Source organism: Pseudomonas sp. CFBP13509 (assembly GCF_005233485.1).
Classification (GTDB): Bacteria; Pseudomonadota; Gammaproteobacteria; order Pseudomonadales; family Pseudomonadaceae; genus Aquipseudomonas; species Aquipseudomonas marginalis.
On the sequence record NZ_QGAA01000002.1, the window covers coordinates 308,647 to 332,127 of the forward strand.

The following is a 23,481-nucleotide window of genomic DNA, read 5'->3' on the forward strand; positions in this document are numbered from 1 at the left end:
CAAGAAGTCCCGCCCACCGCCCTGGATGAGGTGGTGGCGCAGCTCAATGACGCGTACATCGAAAAAGGCACGCCGATGTTCATGCGCACGGTGCTGGCGCTGTTCTCCGGCGGCTTCGCCACGTTCGCCCTGCTGTATTGTGTGCAGCCGATGATGCCGGCGCTGTCCCACGAGTTCTCGATCAATGCGGCACAAAGCAGCCTGATCCTCTCAGTGGCGACGGCGATGCTGGCGCTGGGTTTGCTGATTACCGGGCCGATTTCCGACACCCTGGGCCGCAAGCCGGTGATGGTCGCCGCGTTGTTTTGCGCAGCGCTGGCGACCATCGCCAGCGGCTTGATGCCGTCCTGGGAAGGGATTTTGCTGATGCGTGCGCTGGTGGGCCTGTCCTTGAGCGGCCTGGCTGCCGTGGCGATGACGTACCTGAGCGAAGAGATCCACCCCCAGCACATCGGCCTGGCCATGGGCCTGTACATCGGCGGCAATGCCATCGGGGGCATGAGCGGACGCCTGATCATCGGTGTACTGATCGACTTCGTCAGCTGGCACACCGCAATGCTGATCATCGGCGCCCTGGCGTTGATTGCCGCCACGGTGTTCTGGAAGATTCTCCCCGAATCGCGCAACTTCCGCGCCAGCAGCCTCAAGCCACGCAGCCTGGTGGACGGCTTCGTCATGCATTTCAAGGATGCCGGCCTGCCGTGGCTGTTCCTTGAAGCCTTCCTGCTGATGGGCGCGTTCGTGACGATGTTCAACTACATCGGCTATCGCCTGCTGGCCGACCCGTATGACCTGAGCCAGGCCGTGGTGGGCCTGCTGTCGCTGGTGTACCTCTCGGGCATCTACAGCTCGGCGAAAATCGGCTCCCTGGCCGACCGCCTCGGCCGCCGCCGCGTGCTCTGGGCCACCATCGTGCTGATGCTCGCCGGCATGGCCCTGACCCTGTTCACCCCACTGTGGCTGGTGGTGCCGGGTATGCTGATCTTCACCTTCGGCTTCTTTGGCGCCCACTCGGTGGCCAGCAGCTGGATCGGGCGCCGCGCGGTGAAAGCCAAGGGGCAGGCGTCGTCGCTGTATCTGTTTTGCTATTACGTAGGCTCAAGCATCGCCGGGACAGCGGGCGGATTCTTCTGGCACTTCGGCGGATGGAACGGCATCGGCGCGTTTATCGTGGCGCTGTTGATGGGTGCGTTGCTGGTGGCGTTAAAGTTGGCAAAGTTGCCGCCGTTGGGGAGCGCAAAAAGCGCGTAACGCCTGCACCTCTGGCGGTTCCGGCGGGCCAAGGTACACTGTCGGCATTCGTCAGTCTTGGTAAAGGAAAGCCAGAATGCGCCTGGACCAGCTTCATATTCAGAATTTTCGTTGCTACGAAGATGCCACTTTTGACTTTCAGCCGGGTTTTAACCTGGTGGTGGGGGTTAATGGGAGTGGCAAGACTTCGTTGTTGCAGGCGGTGGCGGCAAGCCTGTATTCGTTTTCATCGTCATTGGGGGGAGCGGCTCTTCAGATCTCAAACCAAGATGCAAGGTTCGAAATCCAAGAGTTCGAGGGTCGCTATAGGTTTGAACGTATATATCCCGTGACACTGGATGCTGTCGGCTCCGCTTTCGGCCGCGCGGCTTGGAATGAATCGTTGGTACGTGAAGGTCAACTCAAGGTCTTTGATATCCCAGTACTCAACAGTTCAATTGATATCCTCAACCCATCATCAAAAAAAATTGTTGATCTCCCGCTCATGGCTTTTTATCGAGCTGACCGCCGATGGAATTCGTCTGATATATCTGTTGAATTCGCAGCACGCCAACAACCCTCAAGACTAGACGCCTACAAAGACTGGTTTGATGCCTCTGCAAATCTAGAAACATTTGAAAGCTGGCTTATTGGAAAAACCTTAGAACGCCTTCAGAAAATGTCTCGTTCCACAGCATCACCCAAGTTCAATGACGAGCTCCAACTGATAAATTCAGCGCTGACCCACGCTCTACCTGACGCAAAAGGGATTGAGTACGACCTTGGTATTCGCAGCTTACTGGTGCATTTTGAAAACAATAGAAGCTTAACTTTTAACAGTTTGAGCGATGGACAGCGCGGCATGCTGGCAATGGTTTCTGACATAGCCCGGCGAATGTGCCTACTCAATCCACACTTAAAAAATAAAGTTTTAGAAGAGACAACTGGAATTGTCATAATCGACGAACTGGACATCCACTTGCACCCTGGATGGCAGCGGACAATAGCTTCGACTTTGAAAAAACTATTCCCTAAAATCCAATTCATCGCAGCCAGTCACTCGCCTCAAATTATTGGTAGTCTCAGGCCAGGAGAAGTCATTCTCTTAACTAATGAATCCCCCTCTCATCCCCGCGTTACTTATGGATTAGACTCCAGCCGAATCCTTGAAGAAGTCATGGGTGTCTCCGAGCGCGAGCCAAAAGTAGAAGTACTTCTAAGCGAACTATTCAGCACCATCGAAGATAACGAACTGGAAAAGGCCAAAACCCAGCTCCAAGCACTTAAAAAACTAGCGCCAGACCTACCCGAATTTGCTGGTGCCCAAGCGCTGATTCGCCGCAAGGAGATACTCGGAAAATGAAACAAGTGTTCAAAGGAACTGAACCTGCTTCTTTTAGTCAGTGGAAAGCTTCAATCAACGACGAATGGGTACCCACATACTCTACGCTGCAGAATCCCGAAAAACGTGAACTGCATGTCAGCTTATTGCTGGAACAAGGTGGCTTTTGTTGTTACTGCGGCAGAGATATTGATGCTGCATCCAGCCACATCGAACACTTCCGTCCCCAGGAGCATTTCGAAGAGCTGGCGCTTGAATACCAAAACCTTCATGCCTCCTGCATCAGGGAAACCAAGCCCGGTTCGCCTTTGCATTGCGGGCACGTCAAAGGCAATTGGTTTGATGAAGCTGAACATATCTCGCCCACCGAGGACGGTTGTGAACTGCGCTTCCGCTATCTATTGACGGGGCAAATCCAAGCGACACATACCAATGACTCGCCAGCAACAAAAATGATCGAAGTCCTAGCCTTGGATATCGCCTATCTGAACAACCGCCGCCAAGATGCCTTAGAGCGCGTATTCGATCCGGCATTTGTTGCCCAGGCCACTGACGAGGACTTCAAAACCATTACGACTGCATTACGCGCGATAGAACTCGGTAATCAGCAAGCCTTCGATCATGTGGTTGCACGATTTGCAGAACAAATTCTGACACCCTGATCCCCGAGCACAGCACCGGATGTCTTCTCAAAAGACATCCGCGCCATCACCCGCTTGCCTCGGCGCTCATGCATGACCACGGCGCCGATATGCAGGACCAGCATCAGCAGCAACCCCACACACGAGAGCACATGCACACGGGTATACAGGGCGATGCGGGCCGGGTCGTTGTCGAGGGGGGCGATGGAGAGCAGGTTAAAGATATTGATCGGGCGATCCATCATCAGCACGCCGGTCGCCAACACCACGGCGAGCACCAGGTACATGGCCTTATGAACCAGCAACGCCAGGTATTCCTGCAGTGTTCGCTTGACGGAAAAGTCCAGGCCGTGGGCAAAGGAACAATAGACCCGCAAGACAAACACCGGAATATAGACAGTGGTCAGCGACACATTGAAGAACGCCACCCACGCCTTGACCGAGGCGGGCACGCTGAATACAGCCACGAAAAAACCCGACAATAACGCCCACACAATAATGACAGCCGAAACCCAATGCAGCAGTTTCTGGCTCGTTGAATACGCTGAAGTGTTCATCCTGATATCACCTGACAATAAACGCCATGCACTGGCGAGAGGAAGAGTCGGGTAGGATTTTTACCGAGGCAAGTTACCGGAGACTGTAGGAGAAATCCCAAAGCACCCACACTACCAAGGCAGGACTTAACGAACGCTGAAACGCAACGAATCCCCCTTCGTCAAGCAAAGGGGGATCCGATTCAGGCGGGAATATTACGGGTGGTATTGCGCTGACAGCTCGTGCACGGCCTGCAGGAACGCACCCGCATGGTCCGGGTTCACTTCCGGAGTGATGCCATGGCCGAGGTTGAACACGTGGCCGCTGCCTGTGCCGTAGCTGGCCAGGATGCGACCGACTTCGGTGCGGATTGCTTCCGGCTTGGCGTACAGCACGGTCGGGTCCATGTTGCCTTGCAGCGCGACCTTGTCACCGACACGACGACGGGCATCGCCGATATCGCAGGTCCAATCCAGGCCCAGTGCATCCGCGCCAGCGTCGGCGATGCTCTCAAGCCACAGGCCACCGCCCTTGGTGAACAGGATGACCGGCACTTTGCGGCCTTCGTGTTCACGGATCAGGCCGCTGACGATCTTGCGCATGTAGGCCAGGGAGAATTCCTGGTACGCCGCCGCGGACAGGTTGCCGCCCCAGGTATCGAAGATCTGCACGGCTTGCGCACCGGCCATGATCTGGCCGTTGAGGTAGGAGGTGACCGACTGGGCCAGCTTGTCCAGCAGCAGGTGCATGGCTTGCGGGTTGTCGTAGAGCATGGCCTTGGTCTTGCGGAAGTCTTTCGACGAGCCGCCTTCGACCATATAGGTGGCCAGGGTCCATGGGCTGCCGGAGAAGCCGATCAGCGGCACGCGGCCGTTCAGCTCGCGGCGGATGGTGCTGACGGCGTCCATCACGTAGCCAAGGTCTTTGTGCGGGTCGGGGATCGGCAGGGCTTCGATATCGGCCAGGGTGCTGATGGCTTTCTTGAAACGCGGGCCTTCGCCGGTCTCGAAGTACAGGCCTTGGCCCATGGCGTCAGGGATGGTGAGGATGTCGGAGAAGAGGATGGCCGCGTCCAGTTGCGGGTAGCGATCCAGTGGCTGCAGCGTGACTTCGCAGGCGAACTCCGGGTTCATGCACAGGCTCATGAAGTCGCCGGCGTGGGCGCGACTGGCGCGGTATTCCGGCAGGTAGCGACCGGCCTGGCGCATCATCCACACAGGGGTGACGTCCACGGGTTGCTTGAGCAGGGCACGAAGGAAACGGTCGTTCTTGAGGGCAGTCATGTCGGCATCCGCAAAAAAAGTGCGGGCATTTTCTCAGAGCGCGACGCAAAAGGCACGGCAAGAGCGGTGCCTTTTGTCTATCGGGTCAATTTGTCGCGGTAGCTAGCTGTGGTGAGGGGGCTTGCCCCCCGTCGGGTTCACCGCAGATCAAAGGGGCTGCTTCGCAGCCCGGCGCGGGACAAGCCCGCTCACCACAGCAAGCCCCCTCCCACATTTTGATTGCATTTCAACCTGGGATCAGGGTCAGACTTGCAGGTAGTCCAGGATCCCTTCGGCGGCATTGCGGCCTTCGAAGATCGCCGTCACTACCAGGTCAGAGCCGCGCACCATGTCGCCACCGGCGAAGATTTTCGGGTTGCTGGTCTGGTGCTTGTACTGGCCTTGTTCCGGGGCGACAACGCGGCCCTGGCTGTCGGTCTGGATCTCGAACTGCTCGAACCACGGCGCCGGGCTTGGGCGGAAACCGAAAGCGATGACCACGGCGTCGGCCGGGATGATCTCTTCGGAGCCCGGGATCGGCTCGGGGCTGCGGCGGCCACGGGCGTCCGGTTCGCCGAGACGGGTCTCGACCACCTTCACGCCTTCGACGCGGTCTTCACCGACGATGGCGATCGGCTGGCGGTTGTAGAGGAATTTCACGCCTTCTTCCTTGGCGTTCTTCACCTCTTTGCGCGAGCCGGGCATGTTGGCTTCGTCACGGCGATACGCACAGGTCACCGACTTGGCGCCCTGGCGGATCGAGGTACGGTTGCAGTCCATCGCGGTGTCGCCGCCGCCGAGGACCACGACCTTCTTGCCTTTCATGTCGACGAAATCTTCCGGCGACTTTTCAAAGCCCAGGTTGCGGTTGACGTTGGCGATCAGGAAGTCCAACGCGTCGTAAACGCCCGGCAGGTCCTCACCGGCAAAGCCGCCCTTCATGTAGGTGTAGGTGCCCATGCCCATGAACACGGCATCGTATTCTTCGAGCAGTTGCTCCATGGTCACGTCTTTGCCGATCTCCGTGTTCAGGCGGAACTCGATGCCCATGCCGGTGAAGACTTCGCGGCGATTGCTCAACACGGTCTTTTCCAGCTTGAACTCGGGGATGCCGAAGGTCAGCAGGCCGCCGATTTCCGGGTTCTTGTCGAACACCACCGGGGTCACGCCGCCGCGCACCAGCACGTCGGCACAGCCCAGGCCCGCCGGGCCCGCACCGATGATCGCGACACGCTTGCCGGTCGGCTTTACCTTGGACATGTCCGGACGCCAGCCCATGGCGAACGCGGTATCGGTGATGTACTTCTCCACCGAACCGATGGTCACCGCGCCGAAGCCGTCGTTCAGGGTGCAGGCACCCTCGCACAGGCGGTCCTGCGGGCACACCCGGCCGCAAACTTCCGGCAGGGTGTTGGTCTGGTGGGACAGCTCGGCGGCGGCGAGGATGTTGCCCTCGGCCACCAGCTTGAGCCAGTTGGGAATGAAGTTGTGCACCGGGCACTTCCATTCGCAATACGGGTTACCGCAACCCAGGCAGCGGTGGGCCTGATCGGCCGAATGCTGGGGTTTGAAGGGCTCGTAGATTTCCACGAACTCTTTCTTGCGTTGACGCAACAGTTTCTTCTTCGGATCTTTGCGCCCGACATCGATGAACTGGAAGTCGTTATTCAGACGTTCAGCCATGTTAAAACCTCATCAAACTCTTCAGGCGCATATCACTGCGGGTTGGCACGGATGCTGGAAAGCAACGATTTCAGGTTGGCAGCCTTGGGCTTGACCAGCCAGAAACGACGCAGGTAATCATCGAGGTTTTCGGCGAGGTTACGCCCCCATTCGCTGCCGGTCTCCTCGACGTACTCGTCCAGCACGTGCTGCAAGTGGTTCCGGTAGGATTCCATGGCTTCGCCGCTGATCCGCTGGATCTCGACCAACTCGTGGTTGACCTTGTCGACGAAGGTGTTGTCCTGGTCGAGCACGTAGGCGAAACCGCCGGTCATGCCCGAACCGAAGTTGTAACCGGTCTTGCCCAATACCGCGACAAAGCCCCCGGTCATGTACTCGCAGCAGTGATCGCCAGTGCCTTCGACCACGGTGTGGGCACCGGAGTTACGCACGGCGAAACGCTCACCGGCCGTACCGGCGGCGAACAGCTTGCCACCGGTGGCACCGTACAGGCAGGTGTTGCCGATGATGGCACTGTCCTGGGTCTTGTAGACGCTACCTTTGGGCGGAACGATGACCAGCTTGCCGCCGGTCATGCCCTTGCCTACGTAGTCGTTGGCGTCGCCTTCCAGGTACATGTGCAGGCCGCCGGCGTTCCAGACGCCGAAGCTCTGGCCCGCAGTGCCCTTGAAGCGGAAGGTGATTGGCGCTTTCGCCATGCCCTGGTTGCCATGCTTGCGTGCGATTTCGCCGGAGATGCGTGCGCCGATGGAACGGTCGCAGTTGCAGATATCCAGGGCGAATTCGCCACCACTGGCGTCGTTGATCGAGGAACCGGCCATTTCGACCATCTTCTCGGCCAGCAGGCCCTTGTCGAACGGCGGGTTGCGATCCACCTGGCAGAATTGTGGCTTGTCTGCCGGGATGTGATCGCTGCCCAACAACGGCGTCAGGTCCAGGTGCTGTTGCTTGGCGGTCTGGCCTTCGAGGATGTCCAGCAGATCGGTGCGCCCGATCAGCTCTTCCAGGGAACGTACGCCGAGCTTGGCCAGCCACTCACGGGTCTCTTCGGCGACGTAGGTGAAGAAGTTCACCACCATGTCGACGGTGCCGATGTAGTGATCCTTGCGCAGCTTTTCGTTCTGAGTGGCGACGCCGGTGGCGCAGTTGTTCAGGTGGCAGATGCGCAGGTATTTGCAACCCAGGGCGATCATCGGCGCGGTGCCGAAACCGAAGCTCTCGGCGCCGAGGATGGCGGCCTTGATCACGTCGAGGCCGGTCTTCAGGCCGCCGTCGGTCTGCACCCGCACTTTGCCGCGCAGGTCGTTGCCGCGCAGGGTCTGGTGGGTTTCCGCCAGGCCGAGTTCCCACGGCGCGCCGGCGTACTTGATCGAGGTCAGCGGCGATGCGCCGGTGCCGCCGTCGTAGCCGGAGATGGTGATCAGGTCGGCGTAGGCCTTGGCCACGCCGGCGGCGATGGTACCGACGCCCGCCTCTGCGACCAGTTTCACCGAGACCAGGGCCTGCGGGTTGACTTGCTTCAGGTCGAAAATCAGCTGCGACAAGTCTTCAATCGAGTAGATGTCGTGGTGCGGCGGCGGCGAGATCAGGGTCACGCCCGGTACCGCATAACGCAGCTTGGCGATCAGGCCATTGACCTTGCCGCCCGGCAGTTGGCCGCCCTCACCGGGCTTGGCGCCCTGGGCCACCTTGATCTGCAGCACTTCGGCGTTGACCAGGTATTCCGGGGTCACACCGAAACGGCCAGTGGCAACCTGCTTGATTTTCGAGCTCTTGATGGTGCCGTAGCGCGCCGGGTCTTCACCGCCTTCACCGGAGTTGGAACGCGCGCCCAGGCGGTTCATGGCTTCGGCCAGGGCTTCGTGGGCCTCAGGCGACAAGGCGCCCAGGGAAATACCGGCAGAGTCGAAGCGCTTGAGGATCGATTCCAGCGGTTCGATTTCGCTGATGGCCAGCGGCGTATCCAGGGTCTTCACCTTGAACAGGTCGCGGATCATCGACACCGGGCGGTTATCCACCAGCGCGGTGTATTCCTTGAACTTGGCGTAGTCGCCCTGCTGCACGGCGGCTTGCAGGGTACTCACCACGTCCGGGTTGTAGGCGTGGTATTCGCCACCGTGCACGAACTTGAGCAGGCCACCTTGCTGGATCGGCTTGCGCGCGCTCCAGGCTTCGGCGGCCAGGGCTTTCTGTTCGGCTTCGATGTCGACGAAACGCGCACCCTTGATGCGGCTCGGCACGCCACGGAAGCTCAGCTCGCAAACTTCTTCCGACAGGCCGATGGCTTCGAACAGCTGCGCGCCACGGTAGGAGGTGACGGTGGAGATGCCCATCTTCGACAGGATCTTCAGCAGGCCCTTGGTGATGCCCTTGCGGTAGTTCTTGAACACCTCGTAGAGGTCGCCCAGTACTTCACCGGTACGGATCAGGTCACCCAGCACTTCATAAGCGAGGAAAGGGTACACCGCCGAGGCGCCGAAGCCGATCAACACCGCAAAGTGGTGCGGGTCGCGGGCGGTGGCGGTTTCCACGAGGATGTTGGAGTCGCAGCGCAGGCCTTTTTCGGTCAGGCGGTGGTGCACCGCGCCGGTGGCCAGAGACGCGTGGATCGGCAATTTGCCTGGAGCGATATGACGGTCGGTCAGCACGATCTGGGTACGCCCGGCGCGCACGGCTTCTTCGGCCTGGTCGGCGACGTTGCGCACAGCGGCTTCAAGGCCGAGGCTCTCGTCGTAGTTCAGGTCGATGATCTGGCGGTCGAAACCCGGCCGCTCCAGGGTCATCAGCGAACGCCACTTGGCCGGGGAAACGACCGGCGAGCTGAGGATCACGCGGGAGGCGTGCTCAGGCGACTCCTGGAAGATGTTGCGCTCGGCACCGAGGCACACTTCCAGGGACATCACGATGGCTTCGCGCAGCGGGTCGATCGGTGGGTTGGTCACCTGGGCGAACTGCTGGCGGAAATAGTCATACGGCGTGCGCACGCGCTGGGACAGCACGGCCATCGGCGTGTCATCGCCCATGGAGCCGACCGCCTCGTAGCCCTGCTCGCCGAGCGGGCGCAGGACCTGGTCGCGCTCTTCGAACGTGACCTGGTACATCTTCATGTACTGCTTGAGCTGGTCGATGTCGTAGAACGCCGAACCGTGGTCGTTGTCTTCCATGGTCGCCTGGATGCGCAGGGCGTTCTTGCGCAGCCATTGCTTGTACGGGTGACGGGACTTCAAGCGGTTGTCGATGGCATCGGTGTCGAGGATCTGGCCGGTTTCGGTGTCCACGGCGAGGATCTGGCCAGGGCCTACACGGCCCTTGGCGATAACGTCTTGCGGCTTGTAGTTCCACACGCCGATTTCCGACGCCAGGGTGATGAAACCGTTGGTGGTCGTGACCCAGCGGGCCGGGCGCAGACCGTTACGGTCGAGCAGGCACACCGCGTAGCGACCGTCGGTCATGACCACGCCGGCCGGGCCGTCCCACGGCTCCATGTGCATCGAGTTGTACTCGTAGAATGCACGCAGATCCGGGTCCATGGTCTCGACGTTCTGCCACGCAGGCGGAATGATCATACGCACGCCACGGAACAGGTCGATGCCGCCGGTGACCATCAGCTCGAGCATGTTGTCCATGCTGGAGGAGTCGGAGCCCACGCGGTTGACCAGTGGGCCGAGCTCTTCCAGGTCCATCAAATCGTTGGCGAACTTGGTGCGACGGGCCACGGCCCAGTTGCGGTTGCCGGTGATGGTGTTGATCTCGCCGTTGTGGGCGAGGAAGCGGAATGGCTGGGCCAGCGGCCATTTCGGCAGGGTGTTGGTGGAGAAGCGCTGGTGGAACACGCAAATGGCGGTTTGCAGGCGCTCATCGCTCAGGTCTGGATAGAAGGCGGTCAAGTCCGCCGGCATCATCAGGCCTTTATAAATGATGGTCTTGTGGGAAAAGCTGCAGATGTAGTGGTCGACATCGGCGGCGTTGGCCACGGACGAGCGACGACGGGAGGTGAACAGCTTGATCGCCATATCCTGGTCGCTCAGGCCGTCGCCTGCGATGAACACTTGTTCGATCTGCGGCAGGCGCTCCAGGGCCAGGCGGCCGAGCACGCTGGTGTCGATCGGCACTTTACGCCAGCCCACCAGCTGCAGGCCGGCAGCGATGATCTCGCGGTTCATGTTCTCGCGAGCGGCTTCGGCTTTGACCGGGTCCTGGTTGAAAAATACCATGCCCACGGCGTACTGCTTGGGCAGGTCGACCGCGAAATGCTCCTTGGCGACCGCGCGCAGGAACTGGTCGGGCTTTTGAATCAGCAAGCCGCAACCGTCACCGGTCTTGCCGTCGGCGTTGATCCCACCGCGGTGGGTCATGCAGGTCAGGGCCTCGATGGCCGTTTGCAAAAGGGTATGACTGGGCTCGCCCTGCATATGGGCTATCAGGCCGAAACCGCAGTTATCCTTGAATTCATCGGGTTGGTACAGACCTGCTTTCATAGACACTTTCTCACCAGGCTGCCTCTTATATCGAGGCAAATTTCTTTTCAATTCAACCGGTTACCTTCCACGCCGAACGTACGCCGGCTTAGCGGGGGCAAAAGGGAGGTCATTGTACACACCGACACAGACGCTCACAAATTTAGCGACGAAATGTCGCAAATCTATGTCGCATTTATGAAAGGTTTAAAGCGATATGCTGTGCTAGTCAAAACTTTTTTAATTCTGACCGCTACGACTCAAAAGCTACTGTAACGCAGACACCACAAAGCGCGCGGCCTGGAGGGGCTGCACGCCTTGCGATCTTTTTTGAGGTGCCGGGAGGGCGGCCTGGGTAAGGCCGCCGGATCTTCAGCGAGTTGCTGCCAGTTCTTGTTGAACGCTGGCGACAGTGCGAGGCCAAGGTTTACCAGCCTGAACCTTCGCTGGCAAGGCTTTGATGGCGGAATCAGCTGCGGCACGGCTTGGGAAACTGCCGTAGGTGATCACGTAGAGAGGCTTGCCGTTGAGCACTTTCTTGAAATAACGGTATTCGCCGCCCTGCTCTTTCACGAACGCCTGGGCGTTCGCTTCGGAGCTGGTGCCGAGGATCTGCACGACGAAGTTGCCGGTGGGCTGGCTGCTGTACCAACTGCTGCCGGCCTTGGCGACGGTGGCTGCCGGCTTTTCAGCCGGTTTGGCGGCTGGCGCCGGAGCCGGCTTCGCCACTGGCGCCGCGGGCTTGGCAGTGGCAACGGTCGGTGCCGGGTTCGGCTTGGCGGCTGGCGCCACAGGGGTCGCTGGCGTACCTGCGGGAACGCCCGCAGGTGGCGCAGTAGTGGTCACGGTCGGCGGTGTGGCGCTGGAGCCTTCCACCGGCACACCGTCGTCGCCTTCGGAGATACCACCGGCTTCTTCCGCGAGCGGGCCACGCATCACCGGCTGGCCCACCATCGGCAGGTTGGTCGGCTGACCGGAATTGGCGAACTCGACATTCGGCGTGGGCTTGCCCAGTGGCAACTGCGCCTGTTCGGTTGGCGCACCGGCGGTGGTCGGCGCCTTGCTGCGACCCGGAATCAACCAGGCGGCGGCAACAGCAACCACGACAACGGCGGAAATTGCCAATACGTGCTTCTTAGGCATAGTGAACCCCATCTTTGGACGCTTGACCGCAGAGCGGCTGGCAATCATGGCTTCGATCATGGCATCGCGGGCGACCTGGTTGATGGTGCCAGGCCAGCCGTCGGAGCTTTCGTGAATATCAGAGATCTGCGCAGCGGAGAAAAGTTCGATGCCCTGCCCTGCGCCTTCGAGGCGTTGAGCCAGGTATTCCCGGGTTTCGTCCTCTTCGTACGGTTGCAGTTCGATAACGTGGAACAGCTCCTGATCACCGCTGATCTGCTCCAGATCGGCGATCAACGACGATTCACCGAACAGGAACACATGGGGGCGACCTTCCGGCGTGCCCGCCGCCAGCGCCAACAGCGCTTCCAGGGCGGACTCGTCGAGCTGCTCGGCGTCATCCACCAGCAGGTAGACTTCCTGGCCGGTCAGACCCAGTTGCACCACCTGCTTGAGGATCGCATTCGGCTCGGCAGTGGCCACATCCAGCGCCTGGGCTACCTGACGCAGCACGCCCGCCGCATCACCGGCGCCACGGGCAGATACCACCACGCTCTGTACGGACTGTTTGTTGGTACTGGCCACCAGGGCCTGGCGCAGCAAGGTCTTGCCGCTGCCCAACGGGCCCGTGACAACCAGCAGCAGCTGGCTGTAGCGCGCGAGATGGTGCAGTTGCCCCAGCACCGGCTTGCGCTGGGCCGGGAAAAATTTGAAACCAGGCACCCGTGGAGCAAAAGGGTCGTGGCTTAACTGGTAATGGCCGAGGAACGCCTCGTCGGCATGCAAACTAGTCATCGGGATCTTATTAACCTTTCAGCTGAGCCAGGGCGCGGTAATCCGCTCCCAGCGTGGCCTGTAAAATCTCTTTCGGATAATCGTCGGTCACTACCGCTTCGCCCATATGGCGCAACAGCACCAGTCGCAGGCGACCGTCGATCACTTTCTTGTCTATCGCCATATGTTCGAGGAAGTCCGCCTCAGTCATCTCTTCCGGCGGGATAACCGGCAAACCGGCACGCTGGAACAGGCGGATGCCGCGATCCCGCTCCTGGGCGCTGATCCAGCCCAGACGTTGCGACATTTCCAATGCCATCACTGTGCCAGCCGCTACGGCCTCCCCATGCAACCACACACCATAGCCCATGTGCGTTTCGATCGCATGGCCGAAGGTGTGGCCCAGGTTCAAGGTGGCCCGCACACCGGACTCCCGCTCGTCGGCATTCACCACCAGCGCCTTGGCGGCGCAGGAGCGGGAAATCGCCTCGGTGAGCGCAACCTGGTCGAGTGCGCGCAGGGCGTCCACATGTTCTTCCAGCCAGGCCAGGAAGGGTTCGTCGCAGATCAACCCGTACTTGATGACTTCCGCCAGGCCCGCCGACAGTTCCCGCGGTGGCAAGGTGTTGAGGGTCGCGGTGTCGATCAGCACGGCCTGGGGTTGGTAGAACGCGCCAACCATATTTTTGCCCAGGGGGTGGTTGATACCGGTCTTGCCGCCCACCGACGAATCGACCTGGGACAACAGGGTGGTCGGCACCTGGATAAAGTCCACGCCGCGCTGGTAGCAGGCCGCCGCAAAGCCGGCCATGTCGCCGATCACACCGCCGCCCAGGGCAATCACGGTGGTTCGGCGGTCATGGCGTGCGGTCAGCAGGCCATCAAAGATCAGTTGCAGGGTTTCCCAGTTCTTGTGGGCTTCGCCATCGGGCAGAATCACGGAGATCACTGAGTACGCCGCCAGGCTGCGGCTCAGACGCTCAAGATACAGCGGCGCGACCGTCTCGTTGGAGATGATTGCCACCTGCCGCCCGGCAATGTGCGGGGCCAGCAATTCGGGCTGGTCCAGCAGACCTTCGCCAATATGGATCGGGTAGCTGCGCTCGCCTAGATCGACCTTAAGTGTCTGCATGTGTCCCCGCGTTGAAGATGTATTGACGACCGGTAACGTCGAGATCTGACGTTGCCTGATGGCTCTACGCCACACCCCGCAGGGTGATAGCGCGCCGCCGAGAATAGCGCATTTCGGGCCTGGCTTTAACGGGGTGGCAGCCGTTGCAGGCGCTCGAGAATGTCGAGAACCACCATCCTAGGCGGCCGCTCATCGGTTTCCACCACCAGATCGGCGATTTCCCGATACAGCGGATCGCGCAGCGCGAGCAGGTCGCGCAAAGTTTTTTCCGGGTTCGCCGTGCGCAGCAAAGGACGATTGCGATCACGGGCGGTACGCCCCACCTGCTGCTCGACCGACGCATGCAGATAGACCACCCGACCACCGGCATGCAGCGCCCGCCGATTTTCATCGCGCATCACCGCGCCGCCGCCGGTGGCCAATACCACGCCATCGCAGCCGCACAGCTCGGCAATCATCGCCTGCTCGCGGTCGCGAAAGCCCAGCTCGCCTTCCTTATCGAAGATCCATGGGATATTGGCACCCGTGCGCAATTCAATTTCCTTGTCGGAATCTTTGAATGGCAGGCGCAGCTCTTTGGCCAGCAATCGGCCGATGGTGCTTTTTCCAGCCCCCATCGGTCCTACAAGAATCAAATTTCGCACAGAATCAACGACTCACAGCAATCGCCTGGTTATTCATAATACGCGGAGTCAGGAATACCAGCAGCTCGGATTTTTTCTCCGCCAGCACATCGCGCCGGAAAAGGCGGCCAAGATACGGCACATCGCCCAAAAATGGCACTTTATCTACCACTTTGCTTTGGGTATTGGAGAAAACCCCGCCGATGACGATGGTCTCGCCATCCTTGACCAGCACCTTGGCATTCACCTCGTTTTTCTTGATCGGCGGTACGTCGTTGAGTTTGTTGAGATAGTCGGGCTCATCCTTGGTGACCTTGACCACCATGATCACATGGTCATCGGGGGTGATCTGCGGCGTGACCTCCAACGACAGGGACGCCTCCTTGAACGACACCGAGGTAGCACCTTGAGAGGTGGATTCCTGATAGGGAATTTCGGTGCCCTTCAGAATGCGCGCGGTTTCCTTGTCGGAAGTGACCACCTTGGGCTGCGAGACGATTTCGCCATTGCCGGTTTTCTCCATGGCGGTCAGTTCCAGGTCCAGCAGGAGGTTATCGGTGATAAAGGCGATGCCCAGGCCCGATGTACCCGTCAGTGAACCCAGGTCGACAAATGGCGAGCCGGGCACGTTTTCCGGCGCCTGGGCACCGTCCGGCAAAGGCTTCTGGATCCCCCCGGCAGCCCAATTCCCGCGATTGAGCCGCCCACCCCAGCGCGCGCCCAGGCTTTTGTCGTAGTCGACATTGGCCTCGACAATCCGCGCTTCGATCATCACCTGGCGCACCGGCACATCCAGTTGCGCCACGATCCGCCGCAACTCTTCCAGGCGCTCGCCGGTCTGGAAGGCAATGATGTTATTCGTGCGGTCATCCACTGCCACTGAACCACGCTCATCGGTCGTGCCTTCAAAGCCGCTCACCGACTGAAACAGCTTGGCCAGGTCTGCCGCCTTGGCGTGGTTGACTTGCAGTAGCTCACGGCGCAGCGGCGCCAGGTCAGCTATCTGCTTGCGCGATTCCAGCGCCAGCAGTTCCCGTGCAGCCAACTCCTCGGCCGGCGCCACCAGCAGGACACCAGCCTTTATCCGTTTATCCAAGCCTTTGGTTTGCAGCACCAGGTCCAGCGCCTGATCCCAGGGCACGCCTTTGAGCCGCAGGGTGATAGAGCCCTGTACGTCATCGCCGACCACCAGATTGAGGCCCGCCACGTCGGCGATTTGCTGCAAGGCAGCACGTAGTCCGATGTCCTGGAAGTTGAGGTTCAGCTTTTCACCGCTATAGGCGCCCGAACCCGCGCTGCCGGGAGGCGGTAGCTGGATCAGGTCCACACGATTGGGCACAGCAGCAGCCATCGGTGCCGTGAACGCTATCCATAGCGCCACACCGAAGGACGAGAAAGTCCTTTTCATTGTTTGATTCCGTTATGAGTTGACGTTTAGCACGAGGGTTCGCGGACGCTCCAGCCATCCCCCCTGTTCATCGGGAAATAACTCGACCAGTTCGATATGGCCGTCATGAATCGCTGTAACTCGACCATGATCCGGACCCAGATAGTCGCCGACTGCCAGGCGGTGCACGGTTGAGGCCTGGCGCAGCAAGGCGAAGGTCTGCGCCCCACGGGACAACGTGCCGACCATCTCGAACTGATCCACTGGGTGGCCTTCCAAGGCTTCCCGCGGGCGAGCGAGGTCCGGCGCAGCGGCCGTCCGCCCTGGCGCGCGGTCGACTTGCAGGGCAATGGGCTGGAACGGATCGCGAATACCAGAAGCACCGTATACAAAGGGTTGCCTTTGCATGACAGCCGCGTCCCGCTTGATGCCTTGTCGCTCATGCCAATAAGTCTTGGCCAGCAGATCAAGGTGCAGCAGTTTGCCGTCACGTCGCATGGCAATATCGTGCGCCGTGGCGATTCGCGAAAGGCCGCCCAGGGCACTCACAAACGTCGCCAGGTCGTGATAGGTACCGGTGGCGCCGATGCGAACGGGCTGTTCGTGATAGAACGGCCTAGACAGCTTATCCAGCGGAGTGACGCTCTCAATCACCAAACCGTTGGCCAGCGCCATCCTGGCGATGTCCTCAAGAAAGCCGGGCATTTCGGACTCTTCGGGCATTTGCTGCAAAAGCCTGCTGACCTTCTCCTGCATAAGCTGGACCTGGCGAGCCCGCTCTTCAAGATCGGCAGCCAGGACGGCCTTTACCGCGAGTTGCTGCTGCAAGCCCACTTCCTGCACCTCGACCTCGCGCAAGCGCTCCCGCGACGGGCTGAGGTACACAAGGTCGCCCAACAGCATCACTACGCCGGCCAGCGCGCAGCCCAGCAAGATCCTGCCAGGTAAGGGCCATTTGGCAGCATTGTGAGTCAGCGCGGAAAATTCGAGCCAGGACCGGCTCATGGCTGGGCCTCGGAAGACTCTCCCTGGCGCACCATCAACTGGAATTCAGCGTTGCCGCGAGCGCCTTCGGTTCGTACATGCTGCAGGCGAGTGGCGTGAGCGCCTTCGGATACCTCCAGGCGACGCATCAGTTGGGCAATATCCTGGCTGGATTCAGCACTGCCGCTGATACTCACCGTATCGCCTTTCGCCACGACCTCATGCAAATGCACACCGTCGGGCACCGCACGAGCCAACTGATCCAGCAGCTGTGCACCGGCGGAGCGATTATCGTGCAGGTCCTGCACGACTTTCATCCGCTCCGCCAGTTGCTGGCTTTGCACCTGGAGGTCATCAATGGTCTCGATACGCGAGTCCAGGACGCCGACATCCTTGCGCACATGATCGTTTCGCGTCACCTGCCGGTCGATCGCCTGGTCGATCACCTGGTCCGCCAGCCACACCGTCGCGAGCGCCACACAGGCAAACGCCACCAGCAGTATCAGGAAATATTTACGCCGCCGCTCAACCAGCGCCTGGCGCCAAGGCAAAAGATTGATTCGTGTCATCCAGCGAAACTCCTCAGGGCCAACCCGCAAGCGACTCCCATCCCAGGGGCATCCACGATCCACTGGGCACCATCGACTCGATGACCCGGCGTGAAGCTGGCGAAATCCTGACGGCAAGCGCGCGCCAATGCAAACCCTTCGACATCCACCACCCTGGGCACCAGCCCCGCCAGGGCCAACACGGCTTCACGAACCTCGACGTGCTCCTTCAGACACGCCGCCAGCAACACCTCGACCTGCGCGGAATCCTGCGTCGACGGCCCCTGGACCTGAAAGTCCAGCGCCACCTCGTCCAGTGGGTAGGGAATGTATTGCTCTGCCTCCACCTGGATCCTCCGGGCCATTTCGTCGTCGCCAAGCCCCGCCTGCATTTCAATGACCCGTGTAATGACCGAAGGACCGGAAACGGCGACTGCCGCCTGCCTGGCTGACGTGCGCAGCCGCGAGAGCGCCATGTACAGCGCATGGCCTATGCCTTCCAGGTCCAGCCAGACGCCGTCGACCACCGCCTGGGCCGGCAGCGCCTGTATGGCATAGCCTTGCACGGTGTAACGGTTGGCTGAACAGCTCAGCTCTACCAACTTGATCCCTGCCTCATTGATGTCGACGCCAAGGACGGTGTCGACTTTGCGCCTGAAAAATCCCTTTCCCATAAAACTCCCCAAAGCTTTGCCTGTCTTAACGCCTGATTGCCGCCGGAAGCCCTGCATTCGGTCGACTTGTTGAGCCGGCGCGAATGACGCCCCAAGGCGAAAAATGCTTTAATGCCCAGCGTTTTTCCCCGCTTTTTATCTGCAGCTCGGGTCGATCCATCGTTTGCCATGCATGCCCCGACGCGTAACCCATTCTTTTCTCTGGAAATCCAAAAGCCTTGATCCGTCTGCTGAAGTTTTTCGGGTACTCCATTGTCGCGATCGTCTGCGGGCTGCTGCTCGTACTCAGCGGGGCCTACCTCTACCTTAGTCCGGGTTTACCCTCCGTAGAGGCCCTCAGAAGTATCCAGTTGCAGATTCCTTTGCGGGTCTACAGCAGCGATGAAAAGCTGATCGCGGAGTTCGGCGAAATGCGCCGCACACCGATCCGTTTTGCCGACATTCCACCTAATTTCATCAGCGCATTGCTGTCGGCCGAAGACGATAATTTTGCCAACCACTATGGCGTCGACCCCAGCAGCCTGGTGCGTGCGGCCACGCAACTGGTAAAAAGCGGACACATTCAATCCGGCGGCAGCACCATCACCATGCAGGTGGCGAAGAACTTCTTCCTCACCAGCGAGCGCAGTTTTTCGCGCAAAGCCACTGAAATCCTGCTGGCATTGCAGATCGAACGTCAGCTGACCAAGGACGAGATCCTCGAGCTGTACGTCAACAAGATCTACCTGGGCAACCGTGCCTACGGGATCGAGGCGGCCTCGCAGGTCTACTACGGCAAGTCGATTCGTGACGCCAGCCTGGCGCAGATGGCCATGATTGCCGGCCTGCCCAAGGCCCCTTCGCGCTTCAACCCCCTGGCCAACCCGGCGCGCAGCAAAGAGCGCCGCGACTGGATCCTGGGGCGCATGTACAAGCTGGGCAAGATCGACCAGGCCGCCTATGAAAGTGCGGTGGCCGAGCCGTTGAACGCCAGCTACCACGTGCCGACGCCGGAGGTGAATGCCCCGTATATCGCTGAAATGGCGCGTGCGGAGATGGTCGGTCGTTACGGCAGCGAGGCCTACACCGAAGGCTTCCGCGTGACCACGACGGTTCCGAGCGACTTGCAGGACATCGCCAATGACTCCGTGCATTCCGGCCTGATCACCTACGACCAGCGCCACGGCTACCGAGGCCCTGAGTCGCGCCTGCCAGGCAAGACCCTGAGCGCCTGGACGGCCGAGCTGGGCAAACAGCGTGCGATCAGCGGCCTGGAACCGGCCATCGTCACCCAGGTGAAGAAAGATGGCGTACAGGTACTGACCCGCACCGGCGAAGCCCACGTGGCCTGGGACAGCATGAAATGGGCACGCCCGTTCCTGAACACCAACAGCATGGGCCCGATGCCGAAGCAACCGTCGGATGTCGCGCAAGTGGGTGACCTGATCCGCGTGCAACGCCAGAAGGACGACAGCCTGAAATTCAGCCAGGTGCCGCTGGCCCAGGGCGCACTGGTATCGCTGGACCCGCAGAACGGTGCAATCCGCGCCCTGGTGGGTGGCTTCGCGTTCGAGCAGAGCAACTACAACCGGGCCACCCAGGCCAAGCGCCAGCCAGGCTCGAGCTTCAAGCCGTTCATCTACAGCGCCGCCCTGGATAACGGCTACACCGCCGCCAGCCTGGTCAACGATGCACCCATCGTGTTCGTCGACGAGTACCTGGATAAAGTCTGGCGCCCCAAGAACGACACCAACACCTTCCTCGGCCCGATCCGTATCCGCGAGGCGCTGTACAAGTCGCGCAACCTGGTGTCGATCCGCTTGCTTCAGGCGATGGGTGTAGGCAAGACCATCGACTACATCACGCGCTTTGGCTTCAACAAGTCGGACCTGCCGCCGAACCTGTCCCTGGCCTTGGGTACCGCGACCCTCACGCCGATGGAAATCGCCACTGGCTGGAGCACCTTTGCCAACGGCGGCTACAAGATCGCGCCGTACCTGATCGACAAGATCGAAAGCCGCAACGGCGACACCCTGTTCACCGCCAACCCACCACGTGTGCCGGGTGATGTGGTCAACGGCATCGCTGCGACGGATGGCCTGGCGGCGCCAGGCAATGGCGGCATCACCATCGAGCCGACCCCAGGCACCGCGCCAGCCACCAACCCCGCTGCAACCGAACCGCAGGCACCCGCCGTGGCCGAGCGCATTGTGGATGGCCGTACCACCTATATCCTCAACAGCATCCTCGAAGACGTAATCAAGAAGGGTACCGGCCGTCGCGCCCTGGCCTTGGGCCGCGCAGATATCGCGGGCAAGACTGGTACCACCAACGAATCCAAGGACGCCTGGTTCTCCGGCTATAACGCCGACTACGTGACCACCGTGTGGACCGGCTACGACCAGCCGGAAAGCCTTGGCCGCCGCGAGTTCGGCGGCACCGTCGCGCTGCCGATCTGGATGAGCTACATGGGCGCCGCCCTGAAAGACAAGCCGCTGCACACCCAACCGGAGCCGGAAGGCATCCTCAGCCTGCGGATCGACCCGATCAGTGGCCGTGCGGCCTCGCCGAGCACGCCGAATGCGTACTTCGAACTGTTCAAGAGCGAAGACACGCCGCCGTCGGTCAATGAGCTGGGCAACGGCGTCGTACCGGGCAGCCCGTTGCCGGCGGATGAGGCGGCGCCGATCGATCTCTTTTAGAGAGCGGCAAGCTGTCAGCTACAAGCGGCAAGTTAAGAACTGCGATGTGCCGCTCTTGAACTTGCCGCTTGCAGCTTGAAACTTCCCCATAAAAAAACCCGGCGTTCTGAGCCGGGTTTTTTTATGGGTCTACGGCTTAGCCGTTGAACACATCATCCACGCTTTGCAGCGGGTAGTTTTTCGGATACGGCAGGGTGGCCACACCGGTCTCGATCGCGGCCTTGGCCACGGCATCGGAGATCAGGGTGATCAGGCGCTTATCCATTGGTTTCGGGATGATGTACTCACGACCGAATTCCAGCTTGGCGCCACCGTAGGCGTCGCACACATCCTGAGGCACCGGCAGCTTGGCCAGTTCACGCAGGGCGTTGGCGGCAGCCACTTTCATCTCTTCGTTGATGCGCTTGGCGCGAACGTCCAGGGCACCACGGAAGATGAACGGGAAGCCCAATACGTTGTTGACCTGGTTCGGGTAGTCCGAACGACCGGTGGCCATGATCACGTCGTCGCGGGTGGCGTGGGCCAGTTCCGGGGCGATTTCCGGATCAGGGTTGGAGCAGGCGAACACGATCGGGTTGGCCGCCATGGACTTCAGGCCTTCAGCGCTCAGCAGGTTCGGGCCGGACAGGCCGACGAACACGTCGGCACCGTTCAGGGCGTCAGCCAGGGTACGCTTGGAGGACGGGTGGGCAAACATCGCCTTGTACTGGTTCAGGTCGGTACGCTCGGACTGGATCACGCCCTTGCTGTCGACCATATAGATGTTTTCCAGCTTGGCGCCCATGCTGACGATCAGCTTCATGCAGGAGATGGCCGCAGCGCCGGCGCCCAGGCAGACGATCTTGGCGTCAGCCAGGGTCTTGCCGGCGATTTCCAGGGCGTTGATCATGCCGGCCGCGGTGACGATCGCGGTGCCGTGCTGGTCATCGTGGAATACCGGAATGTCGCACTGCTCGATCAGGGCCTTTTCGATCTCGAAGCACTCAGGTGCCTTGATGTCTTCCAGGTTGATGCCACCGAAGGTGATGGAGATGCGCTTGACCGTGTCGATGAAAGCCTGCGGGCTCTCGGAATCGACTTCGATATCGAAAACGTCAATGCCGGCGAAGCGCTTGAACAGCACGCCCTTACCTTCCATGACTGGCTTGGAGGCCAGTGGGCCGAGGTTACCCAGGCCGAGAATCGCGGTGCCATCGGAAATCACTGCAACCAGGTTGCCTTTGCCGGTGTACTTGTACGCCAGTTCGGGGTCGCGGGCGATTTCACGTACGGGCTCGGCCACGCCAGGGCTGTAGGCCAGCGACAGGTCGCGGGCGGTGGCGGTGGCTTTGGTGAGCTCTACACTCAGCTTTCCTGGACGAGGATGGGCATGATATTCGAGAGCGGCAGTTTTCAAATCAGACATATCGGCATTCCGCTTTTACTGTTGGTCGACGGACCGCCGAGGATACTCGTGTCGTAAAGTCCCTACAAGACTGGGCAGTCACAGGTGTCAAGGGCCCTGCACTAAGACTTTCGGCCAAGAGCCACGGGATACAAGGGCTCAACTGTTCACAATCGACTTAAAAAATGTCTACAATTTTTTCTCAGTGCGTCGATTTGAGCATGCTTGGATCGGTCAACGGCAGAAGCCAGCGCGCCTGACCTTTTTTCAGCCCGCCACGTCGCGAGCGATCCTGTACCCAGCCCCGCGCCTCAACAGTGCGGCCTTGCAGACCATTGAGCCCGACAGCGTCGAATTGACTGACCAGAGCAGGCGAGACACGTAATACCAATGATCCCTGCATTTCAATCCAGATACCGCCGCGATTGCGCTTTACCTGGCTGACCCGGCCACTGACCACGGCAAACCCGGAGCGCTTGAGCTGCGCCACAGATTGTACCGGCGATTGGCGCCACAGGCCCAGGCGCGCGCTACGGGCGCTGTTTTCAGCCGCCTGCTGACAGGCGACGAGATCGACATTCGGCGCCACGCCAACCTGGAACCCCAGGCCCTCGGCCAACAGTTGCGCCTCCAGGTTCTCGCCGTCGGCACCATAGAGGTGGGCCAGGGTGCGACCGTAATGATCCTTGCGCTCACGCCCCGGCACCAGGCCGACACGACCACCGCTGGCACCCACCAATGCCTGCAGGCGTTGACGCGCGGCGACCGCGAAAGGCTCGTCGGCGCGCCCCTTCTTGCCTGTTTCCGGGGCATTGATACCGATCATCCGCACACTGCGGCCATCCTTGAGGCGCACCGTGTCGCCATCCACCACCCGCTGCACTTCCACGCGGGCCAGGGCCGTCGGCGCCGGGCAGAATACCTCGGCCTGCACGGCCGTCACCCAAATTACAGACACAAAAAAGGCGCCCGCAAGGGACGCCTTTTTCAACAGCTGGCAAAAGCCCATAAGGCTTTTGA

16 protein-coding genes and 1 pseudogene are annotated in these 23,481 nt (G+C 60.5%); 4 read left to right on the forward strand and 13 right to left on the reverse strand.

The annotated features are described in order from the left end of the window. The first annotated feature begins 21 nt into the window (after positions 1 to 21). From PspCFBP13509_RS04805 to PspCFBP13509_RS04815, 3 genes are all read left to right on the forward strand, one after another. Entirely contained in the window at positions 22 to 1,251 is a 1,230-nt protein-coding gene (locus PspCFBP13509_RS04805; RefSeq protein WP_409999752.1) for an MFS transporter, read from the forward strand. Between the two features lie 76 nt (positions 1,252 to 1,327). After that, positions 1,328 to 2,593 carry an AAA family ATPase gene (locus PspCFBP13509_RS04810; protein WP_065946651.1) on the forward strand — a complete coding sequence of 422 codons (1,266 nt, stop codon included), beginning with the start codon at positions 1,328 to 1,330 and terminating at the stop codon, positions 2,591 to 2,593. After that, positions 2,590 to 3,234 (forward strand): retron system putative HNH endonuclease, encoded by a 645-nt coding sequence (locus PspCFBP13509_RS04815; protein ID WP_083221129.1) that lies wholly within the window; start codon positions 2,590 to 2,592, stop codon positions 3,232 to 3,234. Before PspCFBP13509_RS04810 ends, PspCFBP13509_RS04815 begins: the two co-directional genes overlap by 4 nt. Here PspCFBP13509_RS04815 and PspCFBP13509_RS04820 read toward each other — a convergent pair. The 11 genes and pseudogenes from PspCFBP13509_RS04820 to pilM form a co-directional block, all read right to left on the reverse strand. Next, positions 3,192 to 3,770, reverse strand: a complete 579-nt coding sequence (locus PspCFBP13509_RS04820; RefSeq protein WP_065946652.1) for a cytochrome b/b6 domain-containing protein — start codon at positions 3,768 to 3,770, stop codon at positions 3,192 to 3,194. The genes PspCFBP13509_RS04815 and PspCFBP13509_RS04820 overlap by 43 nt on opposite strands. 195 nt (positions 3,771 to 3,965) lie before the next feature. Continuing rightward, positions 3,966 to 5,033 (reverse strand): uroporphyrinogen decarboxylase, encoded by a 1,068-nt coding sequence (gene hemE / locus PspCFBP13509_RS04825; RefSeq protein WP_137211636.1) that lies wholly within the window; start codon positions 5,031 to 5,033, stop codon positions 3,966 to 3,968. Positions 5,034 to 5,276: 243 nt separating this feature from the next. After that, entirely contained in the window at positions 5,277 to 6,695 is a 1,419-nt protein-coding gene (locus PspCFBP13509_RS04830) for an FAD-dependent oxidoreductase (protein WP_053140574.1), read from the reverse strand. A gap of 32 nt (positions 6,696 to 6,727) precedes the next feature. Beyond that, entirely contained in the window at positions 6,728 to 11,173 is a 4,446-nt protein-coding gene (gene gltB / locus PspCFBP13509_RS04835) for a glutamate synthase large subunit (RefSeq protein ID WP_065946654.1), read from the reverse strand. A gap of 351 nt (positions 11,174 to 11,524) precedes the next feature. After that, the gene (locus tag PspCFBP13509_RS04845) at positions 11,525 to 13,069 is read right to left on the reverse strand and encodes an SPOR domain-containing protein (RefSeq protein ID WP_137211637.1); all 1,545 of its coding nucleotides are present in this window, start codon (positions 13,067 to 13,069) and stop codon (positions 11,525 to 11,527) included. A 10-nt stretch (positions 13,070 to 13,079) separates the two neighbouring features. Continuing rightward, positions 13,080 to 14,180: a 3-dehydroquinate synthase gene (aroB, locus tag PspCFBP13509_RS04850; protein ID WP_027605004.1), complete on the reverse strand. Its 1,101-nt coding sequence runs from the start codon at positions 14,178 to 14,180 to the stop codon at positions 13,080 to 13,082. A gap of 125 nt (positions 14,181 to 14,305) precedes the next feature. Then, positions 14,306 to 14,824 carry a shikimate kinase AroK gene (aroK, locus tag PspCFBP13509_RS04855; protein WP_003171222.1) on the reverse strand — a complete coding sequence of 173 codons (519 nt, stop codon included), beginning with the start codon at positions 14,822 to 14,824 and terminating at the stop codon, positions 14,306 to 14,308. Between the two features lie 4 nt (positions 14,825 to 14,828). Continuing rightward, positions 14,829 to 16,085: pseudogene (locus tag PspCFBP13509_RS04860) on the reverse strand (type IV pilus secretin PilQ); the annotation flags it as partial. Between the two features lie 138 nt (positions 16,086 to 16,223). Further along, positions 16,224 to 17,195 (reverse strand): pilus assembly protein PilP, encoded by a 972-nt coding sequence (locus PspCFBP13509_RS04865; RefSeq protein ID WP_137211638.1) that lies wholly within the window; start codon positions 17,193 to 17,195, stop codon positions 16,224 to 16,226. Further along, the gene (locus PspCFBP13509_RS04870) at positions 17,192 to 17,743 is read right to left on the reverse strand and encodes a PilN domain-containing protein (RefSeq protein WP_137211639.1); all 552 of its coding nucleotides are present in this window, start codon (positions 17,741 to 17,743) and stop codon (positions 17,192 to 17,194) included. Before PspCFBP13509_RS04870 ends, PspCFBP13509_RS04865 begins: the two co-directional genes overlap by 4 nt. Beyond that, positions 17,740 to 18,396, reverse strand: coding sequence for a type IV pilus biogenesis protein PilM (gene pilM / locus PspCFBP13509_RS04875; protein ID WP_137211640.1), 657 nt, complete (start codon positions 18,394 to 18,396; stop codon positions 17,740 to 17,742). The genes PspCFBP13509_RS04870 and pilM overlap by 4 nt, the downstream gene beginning before the upstream one ends. Before the next feature lie 221 nt (positions 18,397 to 18,617). Between pilM and PspCFBP13509_RS04880 the strand changes: the two genes are divergently transcribed. Then, entirely contained in the window at positions 18,618 to 21,077 is a 2,460-nt protein-coding gene (locus tag PspCFBP13509_RS04880) for a penicillin-binding protein 1A (protein ID WP_370737632.1), read from the forward strand. Positions 21,078 to 21,213: 136 nt separating this feature from the next. Here PspCFBP13509_RS04880 and PspCFBP13509_RS04885 read toward each other — a convergent pair whose 3' ends face one another. Together PspCFBP13509_RS04885 and PspCFBP13509_RS04890 are read right to left on the reverse strand one after the other, a co-directional pair. Continuing rightward, the gene (locus PspCFBP13509_RS04885) at positions 21,214 to 22,482 is read right to left on the reverse strand and encodes a malic enzyme-like NAD(P)-binding protein (protein WP_027605010.1); all 1,269 of its coding nucleotides are present in this window, start codon (positions 22,480 to 22,482) and stop codon (positions 21,214 to 21,216) included. A gap of 181 nt (positions 22,483 to 22,663) precedes the next feature. Next, positions 22,664 to 23,470: a thermonuclease family protein gene (locus PspCFBP13509_RS04890; RefSeq protein WP_137211641.1), complete on the reverse strand. Its 807-nt coding sequence runs from the start codon at positions 23,468 to 23,470 to the stop codon at positions 22,664 to 22,666. Positions 23,471 to 23,481: the final 11 nt, after the last annotated feature.